Raw genomic sequence first — 18879 nt, 5'->3', positions numbered from 1 at the left:
TGTTTTCGACAACGAAATTACATTAAATTGATGAAGCAGCGCAAAAAGACTGCATAGAAGGTAAGAAAGATTTTTGCGTTCACTTAGTTGACGAACTTGGAGAATAAAGAAAACAATGAAATTGAATCATCAAATTTTCGGCAGCATAGAATTTAATAATGGCTGGACAAGATCTATGCCTATAACGATTTTCGGTAAGCAGCATGTTTTAGAGATAAATATTGATGCAGATGAAGACGCAGAATTTGAAGTCAACCAAGAAAAAGCCTATACATTTTTTCAAGAGCATTTAGATGAAATTGTAACAGAGGTTAATGCTGCTATTTTATCGTACTATAATCGTGAAATATCAAATATTGTTTCCAGTTTTACAAATTTAGCTGAAAAACAATCTTTTTTAAATAAAATTGGAGATGATCAGCAAATTTATTCTCTGTTACAGCCTAAGCAAATCATGTTTCCTCTAACCTTTGATGAAAGTGTTGAAGAATTTGGTTTTTTATGTGATTGTGATTGGGATAAAGAAAATGGCATAGGAATAAAATTTACCAATGGCCTTTTGTCTGAAATTGGCTATCAAGATATACTTCTATAAGTATATAATTCATAAATCTGTCTATTTTTTATCAAATGCTTTCAGCTTCAACCGTCCTATGTAAAGATTTTAGAAAAATCCAAAGTTTAATAGGAGCTAGAGCTGTTTAGAGGATTGGAAGAAAGGAAATCAAGTACGAATATGAAGTGGTTAAATTATAAGGGAATTTCTAAGGATATCATAAAAAGTGTGGAGCATAGATTGCAGATTACTCTACCAGATGATTATAAGCAAATTGTCTTGAAATATGATGGTGGTTATCCTAATCCCAATCATTTTAAGGTAGACGGAAAGCTAGAAATTTTCAATAATTTAATCAGCCTAGATGAAAATGAAGACAATAATATATATGAAATTCTTGAAGATCTACAAGATCGACTCGGCGACCAATTGATTCCCTTTGCGGAAGATGGTTTTGGAAATGTATTATGTTTTGATTATTCAGCTGATAAAAGCATCGTTTTTTGGAATCATGAAAAGAATTACGATGATTTTAAAGAAGCGACCTTTGTTTGTTCCAGTTTTTCTAGTATAATTGAGACCCTTTTTTAAGAAATATAGACTTTCTATGTGCTCCTTCTTAGTAAATGATATCAACGCGCCAATAGTGAGATTTTAAGGATGATGGGAAAAGGATTGGATTGATACCATAGATGAGTAGATACATGCTCTAGCTAGGAAGATGGAACTAGGACAATTACCAACCACCTATCTAAATGAACGCTTAACTGCTTAAACAAGGAGTATATATGTTAAATGGTTTTACAAGAGTGGCAGCCATGCCTCAAGAAGTAATTGAAAAGTACAGGGATCAAATTCCGTCAGAACTGGTTCAAATCTGGGAGGAAGACGGTCTGGGGACCTTTTTAGACGGTTATCTGAAGGTGATTAATCCAGATGATTATCTTGAACTAGTTCAGGAGACCTATTTCAGAGGGGACATTTCCATTCCCATTTTTGCGACAGCTTTTGGGGATATTATTGTTTGCGAAGAAAAACAATATTTAAGAATGGTCAAATATAAAGATGGTTCTTTTGATATTTTTTTAGAAGATTTATCGTTTTTTATCAAGTTCTTACCTGATGAAAGTTTTACAGATGATTATTTTGACTTACCGCTTTATTATGCAGCGGTAGAGAGATACGGCTCGCTTGATTACACACAGTGCTTTGGTTTTGTGCCACTTTTGGCTTTAGGTGGATTTAAAGATGTGAAACACTTAGATAAGGTAAAAATGTACGAACATATTTTACTGATTACTCAATTAATCGGTCCAATCGGAGATTAAAGTAGTCATAGTTTCGATCAGTTAATAGATGATCGCTTGAAATATTTGGAGTATTTTCCCTATGATTTGTTGGTGCAGGGAGATTAAGCTAAGAAAAGGAGTTAATACATGATAAGAGATAAACACAAAGATCAAGCGTATTTTGAAAAATGGATAGCTTTTGTTCAAAAACGATTAGAGAAGAATATTAAGATAACGGATGAGATTGCGGAGGAGTATTTGTTGTTCCATTATCAAGATTTGGTTTTGAATAATGAAGAACTAGTGAAACTTTCCTATTCTATAGGTGCTTCGAAAGAGGAAATTTTCCCCTATTATCAAGGAATTCTTTCTAATTTGAAGCTCATTGCCTCAGAGGGAGTTCCATTTGACTTGGCGGTTAACATCTTTGCCTTGGGCGTTCTTTATAGTGAGCGCAAGGAAGAGTTTCTGGATGATTTGAAGGCTATTTATGAGCAGATGGATCACACAGATGGCTTGATTGAGTACTACATGGTTTATCTATTCCATGATAAGATAGTACCTTTTCATTCGATTTTAGAATATCAAAATATGATTGAGGATACTTATGAGAGTGTAGCCAAAGCGCAGGGGTTCTGGTATTATAGTCATTCTGATGAACCTTGGTATGGAACACATAAGTATGAAAATAGAGGTTATGATGGATACTGGAGTTTTGACACCGCCGCAACCTGCAAGATCAAAGGAATCTATGACGAGCGTTTGAAGGATTTAGAGTATTTTCCCTATGATTTGTTGGTGCAGGGAGAATAGAAAACGAAGCTTTTTATCTGAAAGAATAGCTTGGTTCTAGAAAGGGGATAAAGATGAAGATCCATTCAGATGTGATAAATGAATTAATAAGTATAGACTTTTTGAAGGAAGAAAGAGAAACAAGTCTACCGATTACTCAGTTAAAGTCTGTAAAAGAAGCGGAGAAGAATATTAATAGTTTAAAATGGGAGAATTTTGTCTTAGATAAACGTGGAGATTTTACTGTTTATCTTTTTAAAAATCATAGTGACATTTATAAGCACTGGAATGAACTGGCAAATAATGCAAAAGAGGAAATCATTCCTCAAATTGAAAAAAGTTTAGATAGACTAATTGCGGATAGTAAACTTCTTGCATCAATGAAGAGTCAGATTGAATTTGATATCATTGGCTTGGCCATCTACTTGACCATCAAAAAAGAGCTTTCCCAAGCTGAGTCAACATTTTTCGATGATTTGTATGCTTTATACCAACAGGCTACATTCCTTGTGGTTTTGCCAAGGGATGCTATAAGGTTTTATAAGGATAGTTTCTTTCATAGAAGATAAAATGTTCAAGAATGAAATGAATCTTTTGAGAGAAAAAAGATATAAAAGTGAGGATTTTTAGGAATATGTGGAGTCCTTAGAAATGAGCGAACAATACTTACCAATAAGAGATAGTTTAGGTTATCAGAATGTCAAGCAAGTTTTGGAGAAAATTTTTTCGATTGATCTTGATACGATTGCGATTAATGAAGGAGAAGATGAAAATTTTAATTTTCCGTTCGTGTATAACGGTTATCATATGACGATAGGTATTTCATCAACAGGTAAAAATACGCAATTGGAAGCAGGAGAGGGTGGATTATTTAACATTTGGTTTACTCAAACTGATGAAGAGAAATTTTCAGTCACCTTTTTATCCAAGCTTATTGATGATAAGAGTATAAGAAGAGTGTATGGTGGTAATAAAGATTCTATTGAACATACTTTGAATATACTGAAAGATTTTCTAAACTCAGACAAAGCGGAAGTTTTATTGAAAATATAAAAGGAATGTAACGATGACACAATTTGAAGATAAATTTATGGAAGTTCAGGCTAGCATGATTGCATTAGCTATGGAATATGTCCAAAATCAGGCAGAGAAAGTATATATTTATTGCATTTCGGAGGAAGCATTGCAATCGTATAAAGTTTTTTATAAGATTAATGGCATTGTAATTGAAATGGACAAAGTTAATGAAGTTGCGACAAAAAAAATAGATGATTCCGATAATATGGCATTCCCTCTATTGGGATATGGAGCTGAAGATATACAAAAATTGATTGATGTTTGTAAAGAATATGACCGCGAACACCCAACTGAAATGTGGCTGATTTATGACGCTCAGAAAAACAGCCTTGACAGTCGCTATAGCTATGAAGGTCGTTATGACAAGGACGAAGAATTGCTTCCACGTTTAGAGTTTGAAAAATGGTTTGAGGAAGTAAAAAGCAAGCAATTGTAGGAGAATAAGATGACACAATTTGAAGATAAATTTATGAAAATCCAGATTGACATGGTTTCATTGGCAATGGAATATGTCCAAAATCAAGCAGATAAAATTTTTATTTATTGCGTTGCGGATGGTTTCTATAGCTTTGATGTATTTTTTAAAACTAATAATCATTATCTGGATAGAGATGAGATTGCGAGTTACCTTCCTAATGAAATAGATAGTTCAGATGAAATTCAGTTTAGTCTATTAACAATAGGGGCACAAGATATAGAAAGAATGGTTAAGCTGTGCCAAGAATACAATCGTGAACACCCAACTGAAATGTGGCTGATTTATGATGCTCAGACAAATAGTCTTGACAGTCGCTATAGCTATGAAGGGCGTTATGACAAGGATGAAGAATTGCTTCCACGTCTAGAGTTTGAAAAATGGTTTGAGGAAGTGAAGAAAAGCACTCAAGCTTAATGCTTACGACAATCTCAAGCTGAATGATAGAAAAGCAGAGGCAAAATGCTTTCCATGCGACCAAGTGTGTGATGGGGCTGTTTTGAAAAGTAAAACAAAAAGAAAGTTGAAGACAGATGGGGCTGAATTTTGACAAGCATAAAGAACATTTGGAGAAGGATATTCGTGCAGAGCTCCAGAAAAAATTTGGAACTGCTTTTGAAATAGAAGGAATTTATGATATTGTCTTGAGTTCATATTGTCCGACTTTTCTCTTTAAAATCAATCTAGAAAATTATAAAGAAAAATTGGATATTTTAGTAGACGGCAGCGATTTACACTTGAAGTGGGGTGAAAAGCCTACATACGGGATACAATACAAGTATCTGCCAGAAACCTTGGAGGAAGGATTGGGAAGAATAAAAACCTACCTAGATCAGCCAGAACAGATTTTTCTGGAACCTCTTACTCCCGAAAATGATTATCTGAAGATACGAGCTATTGAAGCGATGATTGAAAATATTTTCGATGGGAAAACGAAAACGGATAAGTGGGAGAAACCTGTCGAAAAGGGCGAAGATTATCGAGTCATTATTACAAGTATATTACCTAGCTACAGAGCTTCTTTTACTCTGGAGCTGCTAGAACAAGATTTCATTGTGAGAGATATTGTCCCCCTAGATGCTGGTGTAGGAAGTCAAGAATTGCTACTTGATTGTCCAGTCCAGTTAAATTCTTCTAATTTATCCTCTTTTCTGAGCAAGTGTAAGACTTATTTAAAAGAACATTTAGAAAAAGACAAAACTGGCATGAGTCTTTCTGTGGCTTCTATGTCTGATTTAGAGCTGATTTTAAAGGCTCCTCTAAGTCTGGATACGGTTGATACAAAGGTTTTAGAAATACAGAAGATTATAGAAGAGCTGTTTTTAGGTAAGATTGAATTTGACAAAACGACAAAGGAAATGGAAGGCGACTACCTTTATAGGGCCTATTTCTTTGTAAGATCTAGATTTTATCGAGTTTCTTTCATGATTACGTTGATTGGACAGCACTTTTACATCATGGTGTCACTTCCAGATCATCCAGAACTGAGAGAGAAATGGCCCTTACGCGGGTATCCCTACAAACTAACCAAAGAAAATCTGAGGCTAATCTTAAAAGAAGTGGTGGCGTATGGTCTAAAACATAAGCCACAGACTGAAAATGAGGTGGTTCAGGAGATTCAAGCAAGTCAAGAAGTAACTGAACCTACAGCAAAAATTCAGACTCAAGAGAGAGAAGCTAAAGACGGTGGCAAAGAGCAGGCAGATAAACGGGCTTACTTAGGATTGAGAAAGCTCTGGAAACTGCAGGTCTTTATTTTCTTTATCTTGATGATTATAGCTTTTGGCTTAGAGGTTTATATGGCTAGGTCAAGCTATAAAGCCTTCAAAATGAGGATTCAGTTTAGTTGGGTATCTATGCATAGTTTTTCGTTTCTCTTTCTTACCATTTTTGGTTTTTTGACACTCTATCCCAATGGGATGAAGATAAATGAATTTTTGCATCAGTATCCTCGTTGGAAAGGTTTCCCAACCAAAGGAGTCCCTCTTCCAGAAAAAGAGACTTTGTGGACGATATTTGTCTTGTTGCTGGTTCTACTGTTTGGAGCTATTGATTATTCTGTGCGGAAACCTGAACCAAAAGTTGAAATTCCTAAGATAGATCAAAATTTAAACAAAGTTTTTGAGCAAGAAAGAAGCTCTAGTTACAGTGATTTAATAAAGGGCTTGAGAGATTCAAGTAGCCAGAATGGAGAAAACGAAACTCCTACAAGGGAATAATCTTATCAAGTGGCAAGGACAGACAGCTTTACTTGATAGAGAATGAAAAAATCCTTTGTGAAAAACCTCTGCAAGCTCTTTCAATTTGTGGTAAAATAAGAGTAACAGAAATTAGAAAAGGAAATCAATTATGAAATTTCTTGAATTAAACAAAAAGCGTCATGCGACTAAGCATTTCAATGATAAATCGGTAGATCCTAGAGATGTCCGCACAGCTATTGAGATTGCGACCTTGGCGCCGAGCGCTCACAATAGTCAGCCTTGGAAGTTCGTGGTGGTGCGTGAGCGAAATGCAGCTCTAGTGGGCATTGCTTTTGGCTCTAACCAAGATCAAATCAAGGAAGCTCCAGTGACAATTGCCCTCTTTACAGATACAGATTTGGCTAAGCGGGCGCGCAAGATCGCGCGTGTCGCTGGGGTAAAAAATTTTTCTGATGAGCAGCTGCAATTTTACATGCAGAATTTACCAGCTGAGTTTGCTCGCTACAATGACCAGCAAAAGAGTGATTACTTGGCCCTTAACGCTGGCTTGGTAGCTATGAACCTTGTTTTAGCCTTGACTGACCAAGGGATTGGCTCCAATATCATCTTAGGATTTGATAAATCAAAAGTCAACCAAGTTTTGGAGATTGATGAGCGCTTCCGTCCGGAACTCTTAATTACTGTTGGTTATACAGACGACAAGTTAGAGCCTAGCTATCGATTACCAGTTGACGAGATTATCGAAAAGCGTTAATAAAGAAAAAAACAGAAATCGCGATTTAATTCAGATATTTTAAATCGAAGTGTTTTATAGAGGTGAGAAAATGACAATTGATTTTAAAGCAGAAGTTGAAAAACGTAGGGAAGCTCTGTTGGCGGACTTGTTCAGCCTTTTAGAAATTAATTCAGAGCGGGATGATTCAAAGGCGGACAAGGAGCATCCTTTTGGACCGGGTCCTGTAAAGGCCTTGCATAAGTTCTTGGAAATTGCTGAACGTGATGGTTACCCGACTCAAAATGTGGATAATTATGCTGGTCACTTTACTTTTGGTCAAGGAGAAGAAGAGCTGGGAATCTTTGCCCATATGGATGTGGTGCCTGCTGGAAGCGGTTGGGACACAGATCCTTATACGCCGACGATTAAGGATGGCCGTCTATATGCCCGTGGTTCTAGTGATGACAAGGGACCAACTATGGCATGTTACTACGGCTTGAAAATCATCAAAGACTTGGGCTTGCCGGTTTCTAAGCGCGTGCGCTTTGTGGTGGGGACAGATGAAGAGTCTGGTTGGAAAGACATGGAGTATTACTTTGCTCATGTAGGCCTGCCTGAGCCTGATTTCGGCTTCTCGCCAGATGCTGAGTTTCCGATTATCAATGGTGAAAAAGGAAATATCACAGAGTACCTGCATTTTGCTGGTGAAAATGCTGGCGCAGCACGCCTGCATAGCTTTACTGGTGGCTTGCGGGAGAACATGGTACCTGAGTCTGGGACAGCCATCGTATCAGGTCAATTACCAAATCTAGTTGATAAATTGGAGCAGTTCGCTAAGGAAAATGGGCTAGACTTTACTTATGAAGAACTAGCTGGTGGCCAAGTCACTGTGACCATTATCGGTAAGTCTGCTCATGGTGCTTCTCCTCAGTCTGGTGTCAATGGTGCAACTTATTTAGCCAAATTCCTAACACAATTTGACTTTGCGGGTCCTGCTAAGGATTATCTAGATGTGGCTGGAAATATTCTTCTAAATGACCATGAGGGTAAGAACTTGAAGATTGCTCATGTGGATGAGAAGATGGGAGCTCTGTCAATGAATGCTGGCGTTTTCCGTTTTGACGAAAACAAGGCTGACAATACAATTGCCCTCAATATTCGCTATCCGAAGGGAACCAGTCCAGAAGCTATTCAGAATGTTTTAGAGCAGTTGCCAGTTACCAAAGTGACCTTGTCTGAGCATGGTCATACTCCTCACTATGTGCCGATGGAAGATCCGCTGGTACAGACCTTGCTGGCTGTTTATGAAAAACAAACTGGACTGAAAGGTCATGAGCAAGTTATCGGTGGTGGTACCTTTGGACGCCTCTTGAAACGTGGTGTTGCTTATGGCGCGATGTTCCCAGACTATATCGATACTATGCACCAAGCCAATGAATTTATCGATGTGGAAGATCTCTTTCGCGCGGCTGCAATTTATGCGGAAGCTATCTACGAATTGATCAAATAAAATAAGAACTCATTTGGCTATGCCAGGTGAGTTTCTTTTCAAGGAAGGAAATATGATGCGGACAATAGAAGATATTACCAAGGCCATTATAGCTGACCCACAGAATAAAGCTTTCACAGAACAGGGAATCAAGCCACTTTTTGCAGCGCCTAAGAATGCTCGGATTAATATTGTCGGTCAAGCGCCGGGACTGAAAACCCAGCAGGCAGGGCTTTACTGGAAGGACAAGAGTGGTGATCGCTTGAGAGAATGGTTGGGTGTTGATGAGGAAACTTTCTATCAGTCTGGCTATTTTGCGGTTCTGCCCATGGATTTTTATTTTCCGGGACATGGCAAGTCTGGAGATTTACCGCCTCGTAAGGGCTTTGCGGACAAATGGCATCAGCCGATTTTAGAGCTCCTACCAGATATTGAGTTGACTATCTTGATTGGTCAGTATGCACAGAAATATTATCTGCATCAAAAAGGTACGGTCAAGCTGACCGAGACGGTCCAGCATTATCAAGACTACCTACCCGACTTTTTTCCCTTGGTTCATCCATCGCCCCGCAACCAAATTTGGATGGCGAAAAATCCTTGGTTTGAGGCAGAAGTAGTGCCAGAATTGCAAGTATTGGTACAAAAGATTATTCATCAATAAAGGAGGAAAACTATGGATGCTTATCAACAAGTAGCTAACAAGTTGCAAGAGTTGGGGATCCCCTTTGATGTGGTGGAGCACCCACCTGCATTTACGACAGAGCAAGCCGACTCCTATATCGAAGGAATCGAGGGCGTTCGGACTAAGACCATGTTTTTGACCAACAAGAAGAAAACTCAATATTATCTTCTGATTATGGATGACCAAAAGAGTCTAGATATGGACTTGTTTAAAGACTTGGTCTCAGCCAACCGCATTCGTATGGCTTCGTCGGATTCTCTTTTTGAAAAAATGCAGCTGCCACCAGGAACGGTATCGCCTTTTGGTTTGTTAAATAATGAAGAAAAAGATATTCAAGTTTATTTTGATAAGGACATTGTATCAGAGGATATCATGACTTTTCATCCCAATACCAATGAAAAGACGATTTTTGTCGCAACCCAAGATCTTTTTAAGTTCTTGACTCATCTTGGTTATGATTATCAAATTTTGGAACTTTGATTTCTGGAAAAACTGTGGGTTTTCTTGACCTCACAGTTTTTTTGGCTCCAAAAATTAGAGAAAGGCCAAGAATTTTTCTCAAATAGTAAAAGAAGGCTGGCAATGAAAAAAGCCTGAGTGACATTCAGGCTTTCTTGGATAGATTGGATAAGGGGCACTCTTTCAGATGTTCCTAGTTGGATGCTTGAGTGCTGGACTCTGTTGTTGTATGCTGGTCTTGGCTTGTCGAACTGCTGTCAGTGGAAGTAGTTGTATGGCTCGTATTCGCTTCTGCGCTTGAGGAGCTTGATGATGTTTCGGTCTCAGTAGCAGCAGAAGTTTCTGTTGGAGTCGAGCTAACAGATGCAGACTCTTTTTCTACCTCTTTGATGATGGTAGTAGTTGTTGTCGAGTTGCCTGTATCAGTTTTTGATTTTGAGTCATTGTTGTCCATAAGGTTCATGATGGTAAAGCAAGCAATGACGATTGAGAGAAGACTGGCAATTGTAGCAATAGTCTTTTGTAGGGCAGAAAAGCCAGTTTTGATATGCTGACTAGCTGGTTTTCGATTTGAAGTGCTGTTATTTTTTTCTTTGCGAGAATAGTTTTCCATGTAAAAGTCGCTCCTTTTCGTTCTTAATTTATTATACGTCTTTTATTTAGAAAAGTCTTCCAAAAATCTGAATTTTTTAAATGAAAACGCACACAAAAGAATGAAGAACAACAGCTCTAAAAGGCGGAGAGATAAGCCTCTTAGAGCTGTTTGTTTTATCAAAATGTTAGAGCTACTTTGGAGTTGTTTCAGAGTTAAGGGCAGTTTGGGCTACAGCTAGCCGAGCTGCTGGGACTCGATAAGGGGAGCAGGAGACATAAGTGACTCCGATTTCTTGTAAGAAAGGAATGGAAGTTGGATCACCACCAACTTCGCCACAAACTCCGATGGACAAGGTTGGATCTACTTGGCGAGCTTTTTCAATCGCCAATTTCATCAATTGACCGACACCTTCCTGGTCAAGGCTTTGGAAGGGATCCTGGGTGAGCAACTTTTTCTCTTTATAATCATTGAGGAATTTTCCGATATCGTCTCTTGAAAAACCAAAAGTCATCTGGGTTAAGTCATTGGTTCCAAAGCTGAAGAAGTCCGCTTCCTGAGCCAACTGATCAGCAATGAAGCAGGCTCTCGGAAGTTCGATCATGGTACCAATGTCATATGGGAATGGAGGGCATTGATACTTTTTGAAAATCGATTCGATATGCTTGATGAGCAGCTCTTTGAGATAGACAAGCTCTGATTTCGCAGTAATCAACGGAATCATAATTTTAGGATGAACTGGATTTCCTTCTTGCTGCAGTCGAATGGCGCTGCTAAAGATAGCTTCTATTTGCATCTTATAGATATCCGGCAAGGTGATTCCTAGACGACAGCCGCGATGGCCAAGCATAGGATTTGTTTCTTGCAATTGCGTGATTTTTCTTTCTAGTTGACTAGCTTTTTTATTGAGTTTTTCAGCCAGCAGGGCAATTTCCAGCTGGTCTTTAGGGAGAAATTCGTGCATTGGAGGATCCAATAGGCGGACAATCATAGGCTTTTCGCCAACAGTCTGGAACATCTGATAGAAGTCTTCTGCTTGGTAATCAAGGAGATGGGCAAGTGCTTCCCGTCTTTCTATTTCATTTTCGGCCAGAATTAATTTCCTCATTTGCAGGATTCTTTCCTCACCGAAAAACATATGCTCGGTTCGTGCTAGTCCAATGCCTTGCGCTTCGAAGCTAATAGCGGTTTGCAAATCTTGGATTGTTTCTGCATTGGCGCGGACTGTAAGTTTAGCTACTTCATCAGCCCAAGTCAGCAAGAGCTGCAGATCCTGATCATTTTCTACAGAGACAGTCGGGATTTGCCCCATATAAAGAAAACCAGTCCGACCATCTACGGATAGAATATCTCCTTCATTGAGCAAGATATCTCCGCACTGGATGGTCTTGCTGTCCTCTTGGACAAGTAGATCTCCACATCCTGCTACACAGCAGGTTCCCATTCCTCGGGCGACAACTGCCGCGTGTGAGGTCATTCCACCTTGGCTAGTGACGATTGCTTGGCTGACAATCATTCCTTCTATGTCTTCGGGAGAAGTTTCTTGGCGGACTAGCACAACTTTTTCACCAGCTTCATGTAGTTCTTTGGCTCGCTTGGCAGTAAAGACAATTTTTCCTGTTGCAGCACCGGGACTGGCTGGCAATCCTTGCGCTAAAATTGTCGCTTGCTGGAGCTTATTTTCATCAAAGACTGGGTGAATCAGCTGATTGATATGAGTCGGGCTAATCCGACGAATGGCCTCGCACTTGTCTATCTTGCCTTCTTCTACTAATTGCAGAGCGATTTTCAAAGCAGCCTTGACTGTTCGCTTACCATTACGGGTTTGCAGGATATAGAGCTTGCCCTTTTCGATTGTAAATTCGATATCCTGCATATCTTTGTAGTGATCTTCAAGTATGTGGGCATATTCTTGAAAAGCAGCATAGGCTTCTGGCATCTTTTCTTGCAGATGTTGAATGGGCTCGGGCGTGCGAATACCGGCCACGACATCCTCTCCTTGGGCATTTAAAAGAAATTCGCCAAAGAGTCCCTTTTGACCTGTTGCTGGATTTCGAGTGAAGACGACTCCAGTTCCGCTTTCTTGATCAAAGTTGCCAAAGACCATGACTTGAATATTAACGGCGGTTCCTAAATCTTCTGGAATCTGATTGAGCTTGCGATAGACTTGGGCGCGTGGGTTATTCCAAGAGCGGAAAACGGCTTTAATAGCAGCGAAGAGTTGTTCCTTAGGATTTTGAGGAAAAGTCTGATAATGCTCGCGATACAGTTGCTTGTACTGATCAATGAGAGCTTGGTGCTCTTCCAAACTAAAGTCGTTGGCAATCTTACCAGCATTCTTCTCAAAATAGGAGAGCAACTGATCGAAGTCCTCTTTTGGAATTTGGAAAACGACATCTGCATACATCTGGAGCAGCCTGCGATAGCAGTTGTATGCAAAAGCCATATTGGTTTTGGAAGCCAAAGTTTGGGTTCGTAGGTCATTTAATCCTAAGTTTAAAATCGTATCCATCATACCAGGCATAGAAAACTTGGCGCCGCTGCGAACAGAGACTAGCAGTTGCTCCTCTTCATTTCCTGAGAAGCATTGGCCGTTTTTTTGCTCCAGTTCAGAAATAGCCTGCAAAACATTCTCTCTTAATGTTTCTTCAAAAAAGGAGGGCTTATTTAAAAAATGCATACAGGCTTCCGTCGTAATGGTGAATCCTGGCGGAACTGGTAATCCTAAATTGGTCATTTCAGCTAAATTAGCACCTTTGCCACCCAAAAGAGCATTTTGCTCGGCTCGTCCTTCCTCAAAGGAATAAATCCATTTCGTCATATCTTACCTCCAAATAGACAAAAATGTGTCATATATATCTTGTTTATATTCTAATATACATCACATATATTTGTCAATGGAAAAGATCGTTATATTTCATTGATATAAGATAAAAATATGATATAATATGACAGAAAAAGATGAAAAATAGAGTATTATATCTCTAAAAAGGAGACATATTGTATTGGAATTATCAGCACGTCAAAAGCAGATTGTTGACATTGTCAAGAAAGAGCAGCCCGTCAGCGGGGAAAAGATTTCGGAACTGATGGAGATTTCTAGAGCAACTTTACGCTCAGACCTGTCCTTTTTGACGCTGGTTGGCATTTTAAAAGCGACGCCAAAGGTTGGCTATACTTATTCAGGGAATGATTTAGAAACCTTGTTTTTCTTTGATACTTTTCGCAAGAAAGCGGAAGATATTATGGTTTCTCCCGTTTTGGTGTCTCAAGACACTTTCATTCAGGATGCAGTGATAAGGCTCTTTATGTATGACGCGGATGTTCTTTATGTCATTGATGAAAAGAAGCTACTCTTAGGAATTGTCTCGCGAAAGGATTTGCTACGAGCGGCTTTATCCAGTAGTATCGGAACAACGCCTATTGCAGTTTGTATGACGCGGATGCCTCATCTTAGAACCTGCCATAAGGATATGAATATACTAGAGGTGGCCGCTCTTTTGCAGGATTTTGCCATTGACTCCATGCCGGTGGTAGAGAAAGATAATGAGCGCAAGATTTTAGGAACGGTGACCAAGACAGCCCTGCTAGACTATATCATTCAGGAAGCGCGCCAAGCGGAAGTAAAGAGACAGGAGTAGTGACAATGAAGAAAGAAATTATTGTATATAGCATTTCGGATTCTTTAGGAGGAACCTCGCAGCGACTCTTGTCAGCTGTAAGTGCGCAGTATCCAGATTTGACATTTAATAATAGCTACCGTTTTCCTTTTATAGACAAGGAGCAAGAATTGCTGGAAATTTTGCAAGATGCTTTAAAAGATGATGCCTTGGTCATCAGTACCTTGGTAAATGGAGAATTAGCTAGACTAGCTAGAGAATTTAGCCAAAACCACAAGCTAGCCTACATTGATCTCATGCACCCTTTCTTTGAAATCATAGGAGAAAAGACTGGGATTAGCCCGATTGAGATACCAGGAACCTTGCACCGTTTGGATACGGAATATTTTAATAAAATATCAGCGATTGAGTTTGCTGTAAAGCATGATGATGGCAAATCTCCGCAGGGATTTTTGGAGTCGGATCTAGTTCTACTGGGAGTTTCACGGACTTCAAAAACTCCTCTCAGCATTTTTTTGGCCAATAAGGGCTACAAAGTTTCCAATTTACCTTTGATTCCAGAAGTTCCGCTTCCTCAAGTTTTAGACAAGGTGGACAAGCGTAGGATCATCGGTCTGGTCTGTGAGCCAGAAAAATTAGTCAAAATTCGTAGCAACCGCCTCAATTCGCTGGGGCTGTCCCACTCGACCAGTTACACAGATTTGGAGAAGATTTATCAGGAATTAGACTATTCCAAAGAAGTCTTTAGAAAATATCAAACGGAGGTCATCAATATTACGGATAAATCAATTGAAGAGACAGCCTTCTTGATTGAAGATTATTTAAAAAAATTAGATATGATTGGCGAGGCGAAGTAATCGTGTTCAGGGCCGGTTCCTAAATTTATCAGGTAGGGACTGCGCCCTTGTCTTGTCCCTAGGCTCGTTTCGTGTTACAATAGGAGTATTGATTTTTACTGATAAATACAGAGGAAAAAGATGATTTATTTAGATAATTCAGCGACAACCAAGCCTTATCCAGAGGCGCTGGCCACCTACACAGAAGTGGCTTCTAAAATCTGGGGCAATCCTTCTAGCCTGCATAGTTTGGGCAGCCAGGCTACCCGTCTCTTAGAAGCCTCTCGTCGGCAAATAGCAGAGCTTTTAGGCAAGTCTTCATCGGAGATTTTTTTTACGTCTGGAGGAACAGAAGGGGACAACTGGGTGCTTAAAGGAGTTGCTTTTGAAAAAGTTCCCTTTGGAAAACACATCATCGTATCCAACATTGAACATCCTGCGGTTAAAGAATCAGCCCTCTGGTTGCAGAGTCAGGGATTTGAAGTCGATTTTGCTCCAGTTGATAAGGCAGGTTTTGTTGAGGTAGACAAGCTAGCGGAGCTGATTCGACCAGACACCACTCTGGTTTCGGTCATGGCTGTCAATAATGAAATCGGCAGCATTCAGCCTATTCAGAAAATATCTGAACTGCTAGCAGACAAACCGACTATTTCCTTTCATGTGGATGCTGTACAGGCTGTTACGAAGATTCCAACAGCTGCTTATCTGACGGACCGTGTGGACTTTGCGACTTTCTCCAGTCACAAATTTCACGGTGTCCGAGGCGTAGGATTTGTCTATATCAAGTCTGGCAAGAAAATCAGTCCTCTCTTGACTGGTGGTGGCCAGGAGTCGGACAAGCGCTCCACAACAGAAAATTTAGCTGGCATTGCAGCGACGGCAAAGGCTCTGAGGCTGTCTATGGAAAAGCAAGAAGTATTTGCCCAGCGGACGGTTCAGATGAAGAAGATTATCCTTGAAGAACTGCAGAAGTATCCAGATGTGCTGGTCTTCTCAGGCTTGGAAGATTTTGCGCCCCATATCCTGACCTTTGGTATCAAGGGAGTGCGGGGTGAAGTCGTCGTCCATGCGTTTGAAGACTACGAGATTTACATATCGACTACCAGCGCTTGCTCTTCCAAGGCTGGAAAGCCAGCAGGTACGCTGATTGCTATGGGAGTCGAAAAATCTCTAGCTCAAACCGCTGTCCGTATCAGTTTGGATCTTGATAATGATATGAGCCAGATGGAGCAGTTTTTGACAACTTTTAAAATTATTTACGAAAAAACCAGAAAAGTAAGGTAAACAATGCAATATTCAGAAATTATGGTGCGCTACGGCGAGCTTTCTACCAAGGGCAAGAACCGCATGCGCTTTATCAACAAACTCAAACGAAATATCCAGGCTGTTTTGTCAGTCTATCCGCAGGTCCATGTCAAGGCTGACCGTGACCGGACCCATGTCTATCTGCACGGAACAGACTATCAGCCTGTCGCTGAGTCACTCAAGCAGATTTTTGGGATTCAGAATTTTTCGCCATCTTATAAAATCGAAAAGTCTGTACCAGCCCTAATCGAAGCTGTCCAAACCATCATGAAGGAAGTTTATCAAGAAGGTATGACTTTTAAGATTTCCAGCAAGCGCAGTGACCACAGCTTTGAATTGGATAGCCGCGAGCTCAATCAGACATTGGGGGATGCTGTTTTTGAGGCCATTCCAAATGTTCAGGTCAAGATGAAAGCGCCAGATATTGACCTGCGTGTCGAAATTCGTGAAGAAGCGGCTTATATCTCTTATGAGACGATTCGTGGTGCTGGGGGACTACCAGTCGGCACTTCAGGAAAAGGCATGCTTATGCTGTCTGGTGGGATTGACTCACCGGTGGCTGGCTATCTGGCTCTCAAGCGCGGTGTGGATATCGAGGCGGTTCACTTTGCTAGTCCGCCTTACACTAGCCCAGGTGCTTTGAAAAAAGCTCAGGATTTGACTAGGAAGTTGACTAAGTTTGGCGGCAACATCCAGTTTATCGAAGTGCCTTTTACTGAGATTCAAGAGGAAATCAAGGCTAAGGCTCCAGAAGCATATCTGATGACACTGACTCGTCGCTTTATGATGCGGATTACAGACCGGATTCGAGAGGAGCGGGGCGGTCAAGTCATTATCAATGGAGAAAGTCTAGGTCAGGTGGCCAGTCAAACTATCGAGAGTATGCAGGCTATTAATGCCGTGACCAATACACCGGTTATCCGTCCTGTTGTGACTATGGATAAGCTGGAAATCATCGATATTGCAGAAAAAATCGATACTTTCCAAATCTCTATCCAGCCATTTGAAGACTGCTGTACTATTTTTGCTCCAGATCGGCCTAAAACAAATCCGAAAATTAAAAACGTAGAGCAGTATGAAGCTCGCCTAGACGTTGAAGGATTGGTAGAACGTGCCGTTGCAGGCATCATGATTACAGAAATCAGACCACAAGCAGAGACTGATGAAGTTGATGAGCTGATTGAGGACTTGTTATAAGAGTTTAAGGAGTATCTTTCTGCTAAAAGAATCTGGAAGCTATTTTCATTGATACTGAAGATAAAAGGGGATATTTATGAACGAGTGGGATTACTTCTTGAGTGGGCTCATGCGAGCATTGTCTTGGAAAGATGGACAAGATAATGCTTTGCTGTTTGGAATACCCAATTGGACTTATTTTATTGGTCTCTTAGTTCATTTCCAGATTTTCCTAAGCTTGTATGCTCTCTTATTTTGGGGATATCATAAAGATATTAAGGAAGCTGGCTCTGTCAAGAAGGCCATGAGAAATAAATGGAATACCATACGTCAAAGCCAAAAAAGTACGGGCAGAGCTATTTTTGTCACAATAATTGGCGTTCTTCTTATGCTTTTTATCTTTCCTGCTTATGAAGGCTATCGAATGACCAATGGTATTTGGCGCTATCATTATTTTACTAATCAGATAACCGAGCTAAAAACGGCTTTAGTGACTGGTGTTGATACCGAGATCGGGGGAAGTAAGTCTACCTATTCTCGTATTACCTTTACTATTAACGTTGATGGAAAAGAGCGAGAGGTCAATGTTTCAGATAGTAATAAAAGTCTTGCCAGATCAGCAAAAAAACATTTGAAGCCTCCGAAAGCTATTGAGGTTTATGTCAATCAAGAAGGGCAGATTGTATATTTTAAATAAATGGAAGTACAGAATGAGGCTATTTAGTGGAAAATCCGTTTTCATTAAATAAAATTACTTGCAAAAGGTTAGTAGAAGTGCTATACTAAGAATGTTGACTATGCACGGCCTGTGCAACCGCTCGAACATCGTTGCTCACATAGTGAGTATAAAGTGGTTCGTCCCACGATGCTAGGCGAGTCTTCACAAAAATACGGGGAAACCCCAATAAATCATAGGAGGTGCATAATGAGCACATACGCAATCATTAAAACTGGCGGAAAACAAGTTAAAGTTGAAGTTGGTCAAGCTATCTACGTTGAAAAATTGGATGTTGAAGCTGGTCAAGAAGTGACATTTAACGAAGTTGTTCTTGTTGGTGGTGATAAAACTGTTGTCGGAACTCCACTTGTTTCTGGAGCTACTGTAGTTGGAACTGTTGAAAAACAAGGAAAACAAAAGAAAGTCGTTACTTTCAAGTACAAACCTAAAAAAGGTAGCCACCGCAAACAAGGTCACCGTCAACCTTACACTAAAGTTGTCATCAACGCAATCAACGCTTAATTTACAGGAGAACACATGATACAGGCAGTCTTTGAGAAAGCCGAAGATGGCGAGCTGAGGAGTGCGGAAATTACTGGACACGCCGGAAGTGGCGAATACGGCTTTGATGTCGTGTGTGCATCGGTTTCTACGCTTGCCATAAATTTCATCAATTCAATTGAAAAATTTGCAGGCTATGAACCAATCCTAGAATTAAACGAAGAAGAAGGCGGATATTTACGAGTAGAAATCCCTATGGATATTCCGCCGCATCAGAGAGAAATGACTCAGCTTTTCTTTGAATCATTTTTCTTGGGAATGGCAAACTTATCGGAGAACTCTTCTGAGTTCGTCCAAACCAGAGTTATCACAGAAAACTAACACGGAGGAAAAACA

General features: G+C 40.0%; 22 protein-coding genes and 1 other annotated feature. Of the genes, 20 read left to right on the top strand and 2 right to left on the bottom strand.

The features are described 5' to 3' along the window. Nucleotides 1-115 precede the first annotated feature (115 nt). The 13 genes from FZ954_RS03725 (at nt 116) to FZ954_RS03665 (ending at nt 9756) form a co-directional block, all read left to right on the top strand. The gene (locus tag FZ954_RS03725) at nt 116-595 is read left to right on the top strand and encodes a DUF6985 domain-containing protein (protein WP_148877196.1); all 480 of its coding nucleotides are present in this window, start codon (nt 116-118) and stop codon (nt 593-595) included. Nucleotides 596-736: 141 nt separating this feature from the next. Next, complete coding sequence (locus FZ954_RS03720; protein ID WP_148877194.1) at nt 737-1147, top strand: SMI1/KNR4 family protein; 411 nt, start codon at nt 737-739, stop codon at nt 1145-1147. A 197-nt stretch (nt 1148-1344) separates the two neighbouring features. After that, complete coding sequence (locus tag FZ954_RS03715; RefSeq protein ID WP_148877192.1) at nt 1345-1884, top strand: T6SS immunity protein Tdi1 domain-containing protein; 540 nt, start codon at nt 1345-1347, stop codon at nt 1882-1884. 108 nt (nt 1885-1992) lie between these two features. After that, nucleotides 1993-2658, top strand: a complete 666-nt coding sequence (locus FZ954_RS03710; protein ID WP_148877189.1) for a PoNe immunity protein domain-containing protein — start codon at nt 1993-1995, stop codon at nt 2656-2658. Nucleotides 2659-2711: 53 nt separating this feature from the next. Next, entirely contained in the window at nt 2712-3206 is a 495-nt protein-coding gene (locus FZ954_RS03705; RefSeq protein WP_262366218.1) for a hypothetical protein, read from the top strand. Nucleotides 3207-3288: 82 nt separating this feature from the next. After that, a complete protein-coding gene (locus tag FZ954_RS03700) occupies nt 3289-3690 on the top strand; it encodes a hypothetical protein (RefSeq protein WP_148877187.1) in 402 nt (133 codons plus the stop codon). 13 nt (nt 3691-3703) lie between these two features. Then, the gene (locus FZ954_RS03695; RefSeq protein WP_148877185.1) at nt 3704-4150 is read left to right on the top strand and encodes a hypothetical protein; all 447 of its coding nucleotides are present in this window, start codon (nt 3704-3706) and stop codon (nt 4148-4150) included. Nucleotides 4151-4159: 9 nt separating this feature from the next. Continuing rightward, nucleotides 4160-4606: a hypothetical protein gene (locus FZ954_RS03690; RefSeq protein WP_148877182.1), complete on the top strand. Its 447-nt coding sequence runs from the start codon at nt 4160-4162 to the stop codon at nt 4604-4606. Nucleotides 4607-4722: 116 nt separating this feature from the next. Continuing rightward, the gene (locus tag FZ954_RS03685; protein ID WP_148877179.1) at nt 4723-6408 is read left to right on the top strand and encodes a hypothetical protein; all 1686 of its coding nucleotides are present in this window, start codon (nt 4723-4725) and stop codon (nt 6406-6408) included. Nucleotides 6409-6538: 130 nt separating this feature from the next. Next, on the top strand, nt 6539-7144 hold the full coding sequence (locus FZ954_RS03680; RefSeq protein WP_148877176.1) for a nitroreductase family protein: 606 nt from the start codon (nt 6539-6541) through the stop codon (nt 7142-7144). 70 nt (nt 7145-7214) lie between these two features. After that, nucleotides 7215-8615 carry a dipeptidase PepV gene (pepV, locus tag FZ954_RS03675; protein ID WP_148877174.1) on the top strand — a complete coding sequence of 467 codons (1401 nt, stop codon included), beginning with the start codon at nt 7215-7217 and terminating at the stop codon, nt 8613-8615. A gap of 55 nt (nt 8616-8670) precedes the next feature. Next, nucleotides 8671-9255 carry a uracil-DNA glycosylase family protein gene (locus FZ954_RS03670; protein ID WP_148877636.1) on the top strand — a complete coding sequence of 195 codons (585 nt, stop codon included), beginning with the start codon at nt 8671-8673 and terminating at the stop codon, nt 9253-9255. Nucleotides 9256-9267: 12 nt separating this feature from the next. After that, nucleotides 9268-9756, top strand: coding sequence for a prolyl-tRNA synthetase associated domain-containing protein (locus FZ954_RS03665; RefSeq protein ID WP_148877172.1), 489 nt, complete (start codon nt 9268-9270; stop codon nt 9754-9756). A gap of 172 nt (nt 9757-9928) precedes the next feature. On the opposite strand, the gene FZ954_RS03660 is transcribed toward FZ954_RS03665, so the two are convergent. Further along, complete coding sequence (locus FZ954_RS03660) at nt 9929-10348, bottom strand: DUF6556 family protein (protein ID WP_148877170.1); 420 nt, start codon at nt 10346-10348, stop codon at nt 9929-9931. A gap of 172 nt (nt 10349-10520) precedes the next feature. Then, the gene (ppdK, locus tag FZ954_RS03655; RefSeq protein WP_148877168.1) at nt 10521-13148 is read right to left on the bottom strand and encodes a pyruvate, phosphate dikinase; all 2628 of its coding nucleotides are present in this window, start codon (nt 13146-13148) and stop codon (nt 10521-10523) included. Nucleotides 13149-13332: 184 nt separating this feature from the next. Between ppdK and FZ954_RS03650 the strand changes: the two genes are divergently transcribed. The 7 genes from FZ954_RS03650 (at nt 13333) to FZ954_RS03620 (ending at nt 18864) form a co-directional block, all read left to right on the top strand. Then, nucleotides 13333-13968: a CBS domain-containing protein gene (locus tag FZ954_RS03650; protein ID WP_048763156.1), complete on the top strand. Its 636-nt coding sequence runs from the start codon at nt 13333-13335 to the stop codon at nt 13966-13968. A gap of 5 nt (nt 13969-13973) precedes the next feature. Next, complete coding sequence (locus FZ954_RS03645) at nt 13974-14804, top strand: pyruvate, water dikinase regulatory protein (RefSeq protein WP_187423320.1); 831 nt, start codon at nt 13974-13976, stop codon at nt 14802-14804. Between the two features lie 120 nt (nt 14805-14924). After that, nucleotides 14925-16067, top strand: a complete 1143-nt coding sequence (locus tag FZ954_RS03640) for a cysteine desulfurase family protein (protein WP_148877163.1) — start codon at nt 14925-14927, stop codon at nt 16065-16067. Between the two features lie 3 nt (nt 16068-16070). Further along, nucleotides 16071-17285: a tRNA uracil 4-sulfurtransferase ThiI gene (thiI, locus tag FZ954_RS03635; protein WP_148877161.1), complete on the top strand. Its 1215-nt coding sequence runs from the start codon at nt 16071-16073 to the stop codon at nt 17283-17285. Nucleotides 17286-17361: 76 nt separating this feature from the next. Next, nucleotides 17362-17961, top strand: coding sequence for a hypothetical protein (locus FZ954_RS03630; RefSeq protein ID WP_148877159.1), 600 nt, complete (start codon nt 17362-17364; stop codon nt 17959-17961). 105 nt (nt 17962-18066) lie between these two features. Beyond that, nucleotides 18067-18154, top strand: a sequence feature (ribosomal protein L21 leader region). 35 nt (nt 18155-18189) lie between these two features. After that, entirely contained in the window at nt 18190-18504 is a 315-nt protein-coding gene (gene rplU / locus FZ954_RS03625) for a 50S ribosomal protein L21 (protein ID WP_005591928.1), read from the top strand. 15 nt (nt 18505-18519) lie between these two features. Continuing rightward, complete coding sequence (locus FZ954_RS03620) at nt 18520-18864, top strand: ribosomal-processing cysteine protease Prp (RefSeq protein WP_005590407.1); 345 nt, start codon at nt 18520-18522, stop codon at nt 18862-18864. The last annotated feature ends 15 nt before the right edge of the window (nt 18865-18879 follow it).

The organism is Streptococcus sp. Marseille-P7375, assembly GCF_902460365.1.
GTDB lineage: Bacteria > Bacillota > Bacilli > Lactobacillales > Streptococcaceae > Streptococcus > Streptococcus cristatus_I.
The sequence above is the reverse complement of the archived record's forward strand: the minus strand, read 5'-3'. Positions and strand labels throughout refer to the sequence as shown.

Excerpts from the sequence above, each read along its gene's own strand:
- FZ954_RS03725 (WP_148877196.1), top strand. The coding sequence starts at position 116 with ATGAAATTGAATCATCAAATTTTCGGCAGCATAGAATTTAATAATGGC.
- FZ954_RS03720 (WP_148877194.1), top strand. The coding sequence starts at position 737 with ATGAAGTGGTTAAATTATAAGGGAATTTCTAAGGATATCATAAAAAGT.
- FZ954_RS03715 (WP_148877192.1), top strand. The coding sequence starts at position 1,345 with ATGTTAAATGGTTTTACAAGAGTGGCAGCCATGCCTCAAGAAGTAATT.
- FZ954_RS03710 (WP_148877189.1), top strand. The coding sequence starts at position 1,993 with ATGATAAGAGATAAACACAAAGATCAAGCGTATTTTGAAAAATGGATA.
- FZ954_RS03705 (WP_262366218.1), top strand. The coding sequence starts at position 2,712 with ATGAAGATCCATTCAGATGTGATAAATGAATTAATAAGTATAGACTTT.
- FZ954_RS03700 (WP_148877187.1), top strand. The coding sequence starts at position 3,289 with ATGAGCGAACAATACTTACCAATAAGAGATAGTTTAGGTTATCAGAAT.
- FZ954_RS03695 (WP_148877185.1), top strand. The coding sequence starts at position 3,704 with ATGACACAATTTGAAGATAAATTTATGGAAGTTCAGGCTAGCATGATT.
- FZ954_RS03690 (WP_148877182.1), top strand. The coding sequence starts at position 4,160 with ATGACACAATTTGAAGATAAATTTATGAAAATCCAGATTGACATGGTT.
- FZ954_RS03685 (WP_148877179.1), top strand. The coding sequence starts at position 4,723 with ATGGGGCTGAATTTTGACAAGCATAAAGAACATTTGGAGAAGGATATT.
- FZ954_RS03680 (WP_148877176.1), top strand. The coding sequence starts at position 6,539 with ATGAAATTTCTTGAATTAAACAAAAAGCGTCATGCGACTAAGCATTTC.
- pepV (WP_148877174.1), top strand. The coding sequence starts at position 7,215 with ATGACAATTGATTTTAAAGCAGAAGTTGAAAAACGTAGGGAAGCTCTG.
- FZ954_RS03670 (WP_148877636.1), top strand. The coding sequence starts at position 8,671 with ATGCGGACAATAGAAGATATTACCAAGGCCATTATAGCTGACCCACAG.
- FZ954_RS03665 (WP_148877172.1), top strand. The coding sequence starts at position 9,268 with ATGGATGCTTATCAACAAGTAGCTAACAAGTTGCAAGAGTTGGGGATC.
- FZ954_RS03660 (WP_148877170.1), bottom strand. The coding sequence starts at position 10,348 with ATGGAAAACTATTCTCGCAAAGAAAAAAATAACAGCACTTCAAATCGA.
- ppdK (WP_148877168.1), bottom strand. The coding sequence starts at position 13,148 with ATGACGAAATGGATTTATTCCTTTGAGGAAGGACGAGCCGAGCAAAAT.
- FZ954_RS03645 (WP_187423320.1), top strand. The coding sequence starts at position 13,974 with ATGAAGAAAGAAATTATTGTATATAGCATTTCGGATTCTTTAGGAGGA.
- FZ954_RS03640 (WP_148877163.1), top strand. The coding sequence starts at position 14,925 with ATGATTTATTTAGATAATTCAGCGACAACCAAGCCTTATCCAGAGGCG.
- thiI (WP_148877161.1), top strand. The coding sequence starts at position 16,071 with ATGCAATATTCAGAAATTATGGTGCGCTACGGCGAGCTTTCTACCAAG.
- FZ954_RS03630 (WP_148877159.1), top strand. The coding sequence starts at position 17,362 with ATGAACGAGTGGGATTACTTCTTGAGTGGGCTCATGCGAGCATTGTCT.
- rplU (WP_005591928.1), top strand. The coding sequence starts at position 18,190 with ATGAGCACATACGCAATCATTAAAACTGGCGGAAAACAAGTTAAAGTT.
- FZ954_RS03620 (WP_005590407.1), top strand. The coding sequence starts at position 18,520 with ATGATACAGGCAGTCTTTGAGAAAGCCGAAGATGGCGAGCTGAGGAGT.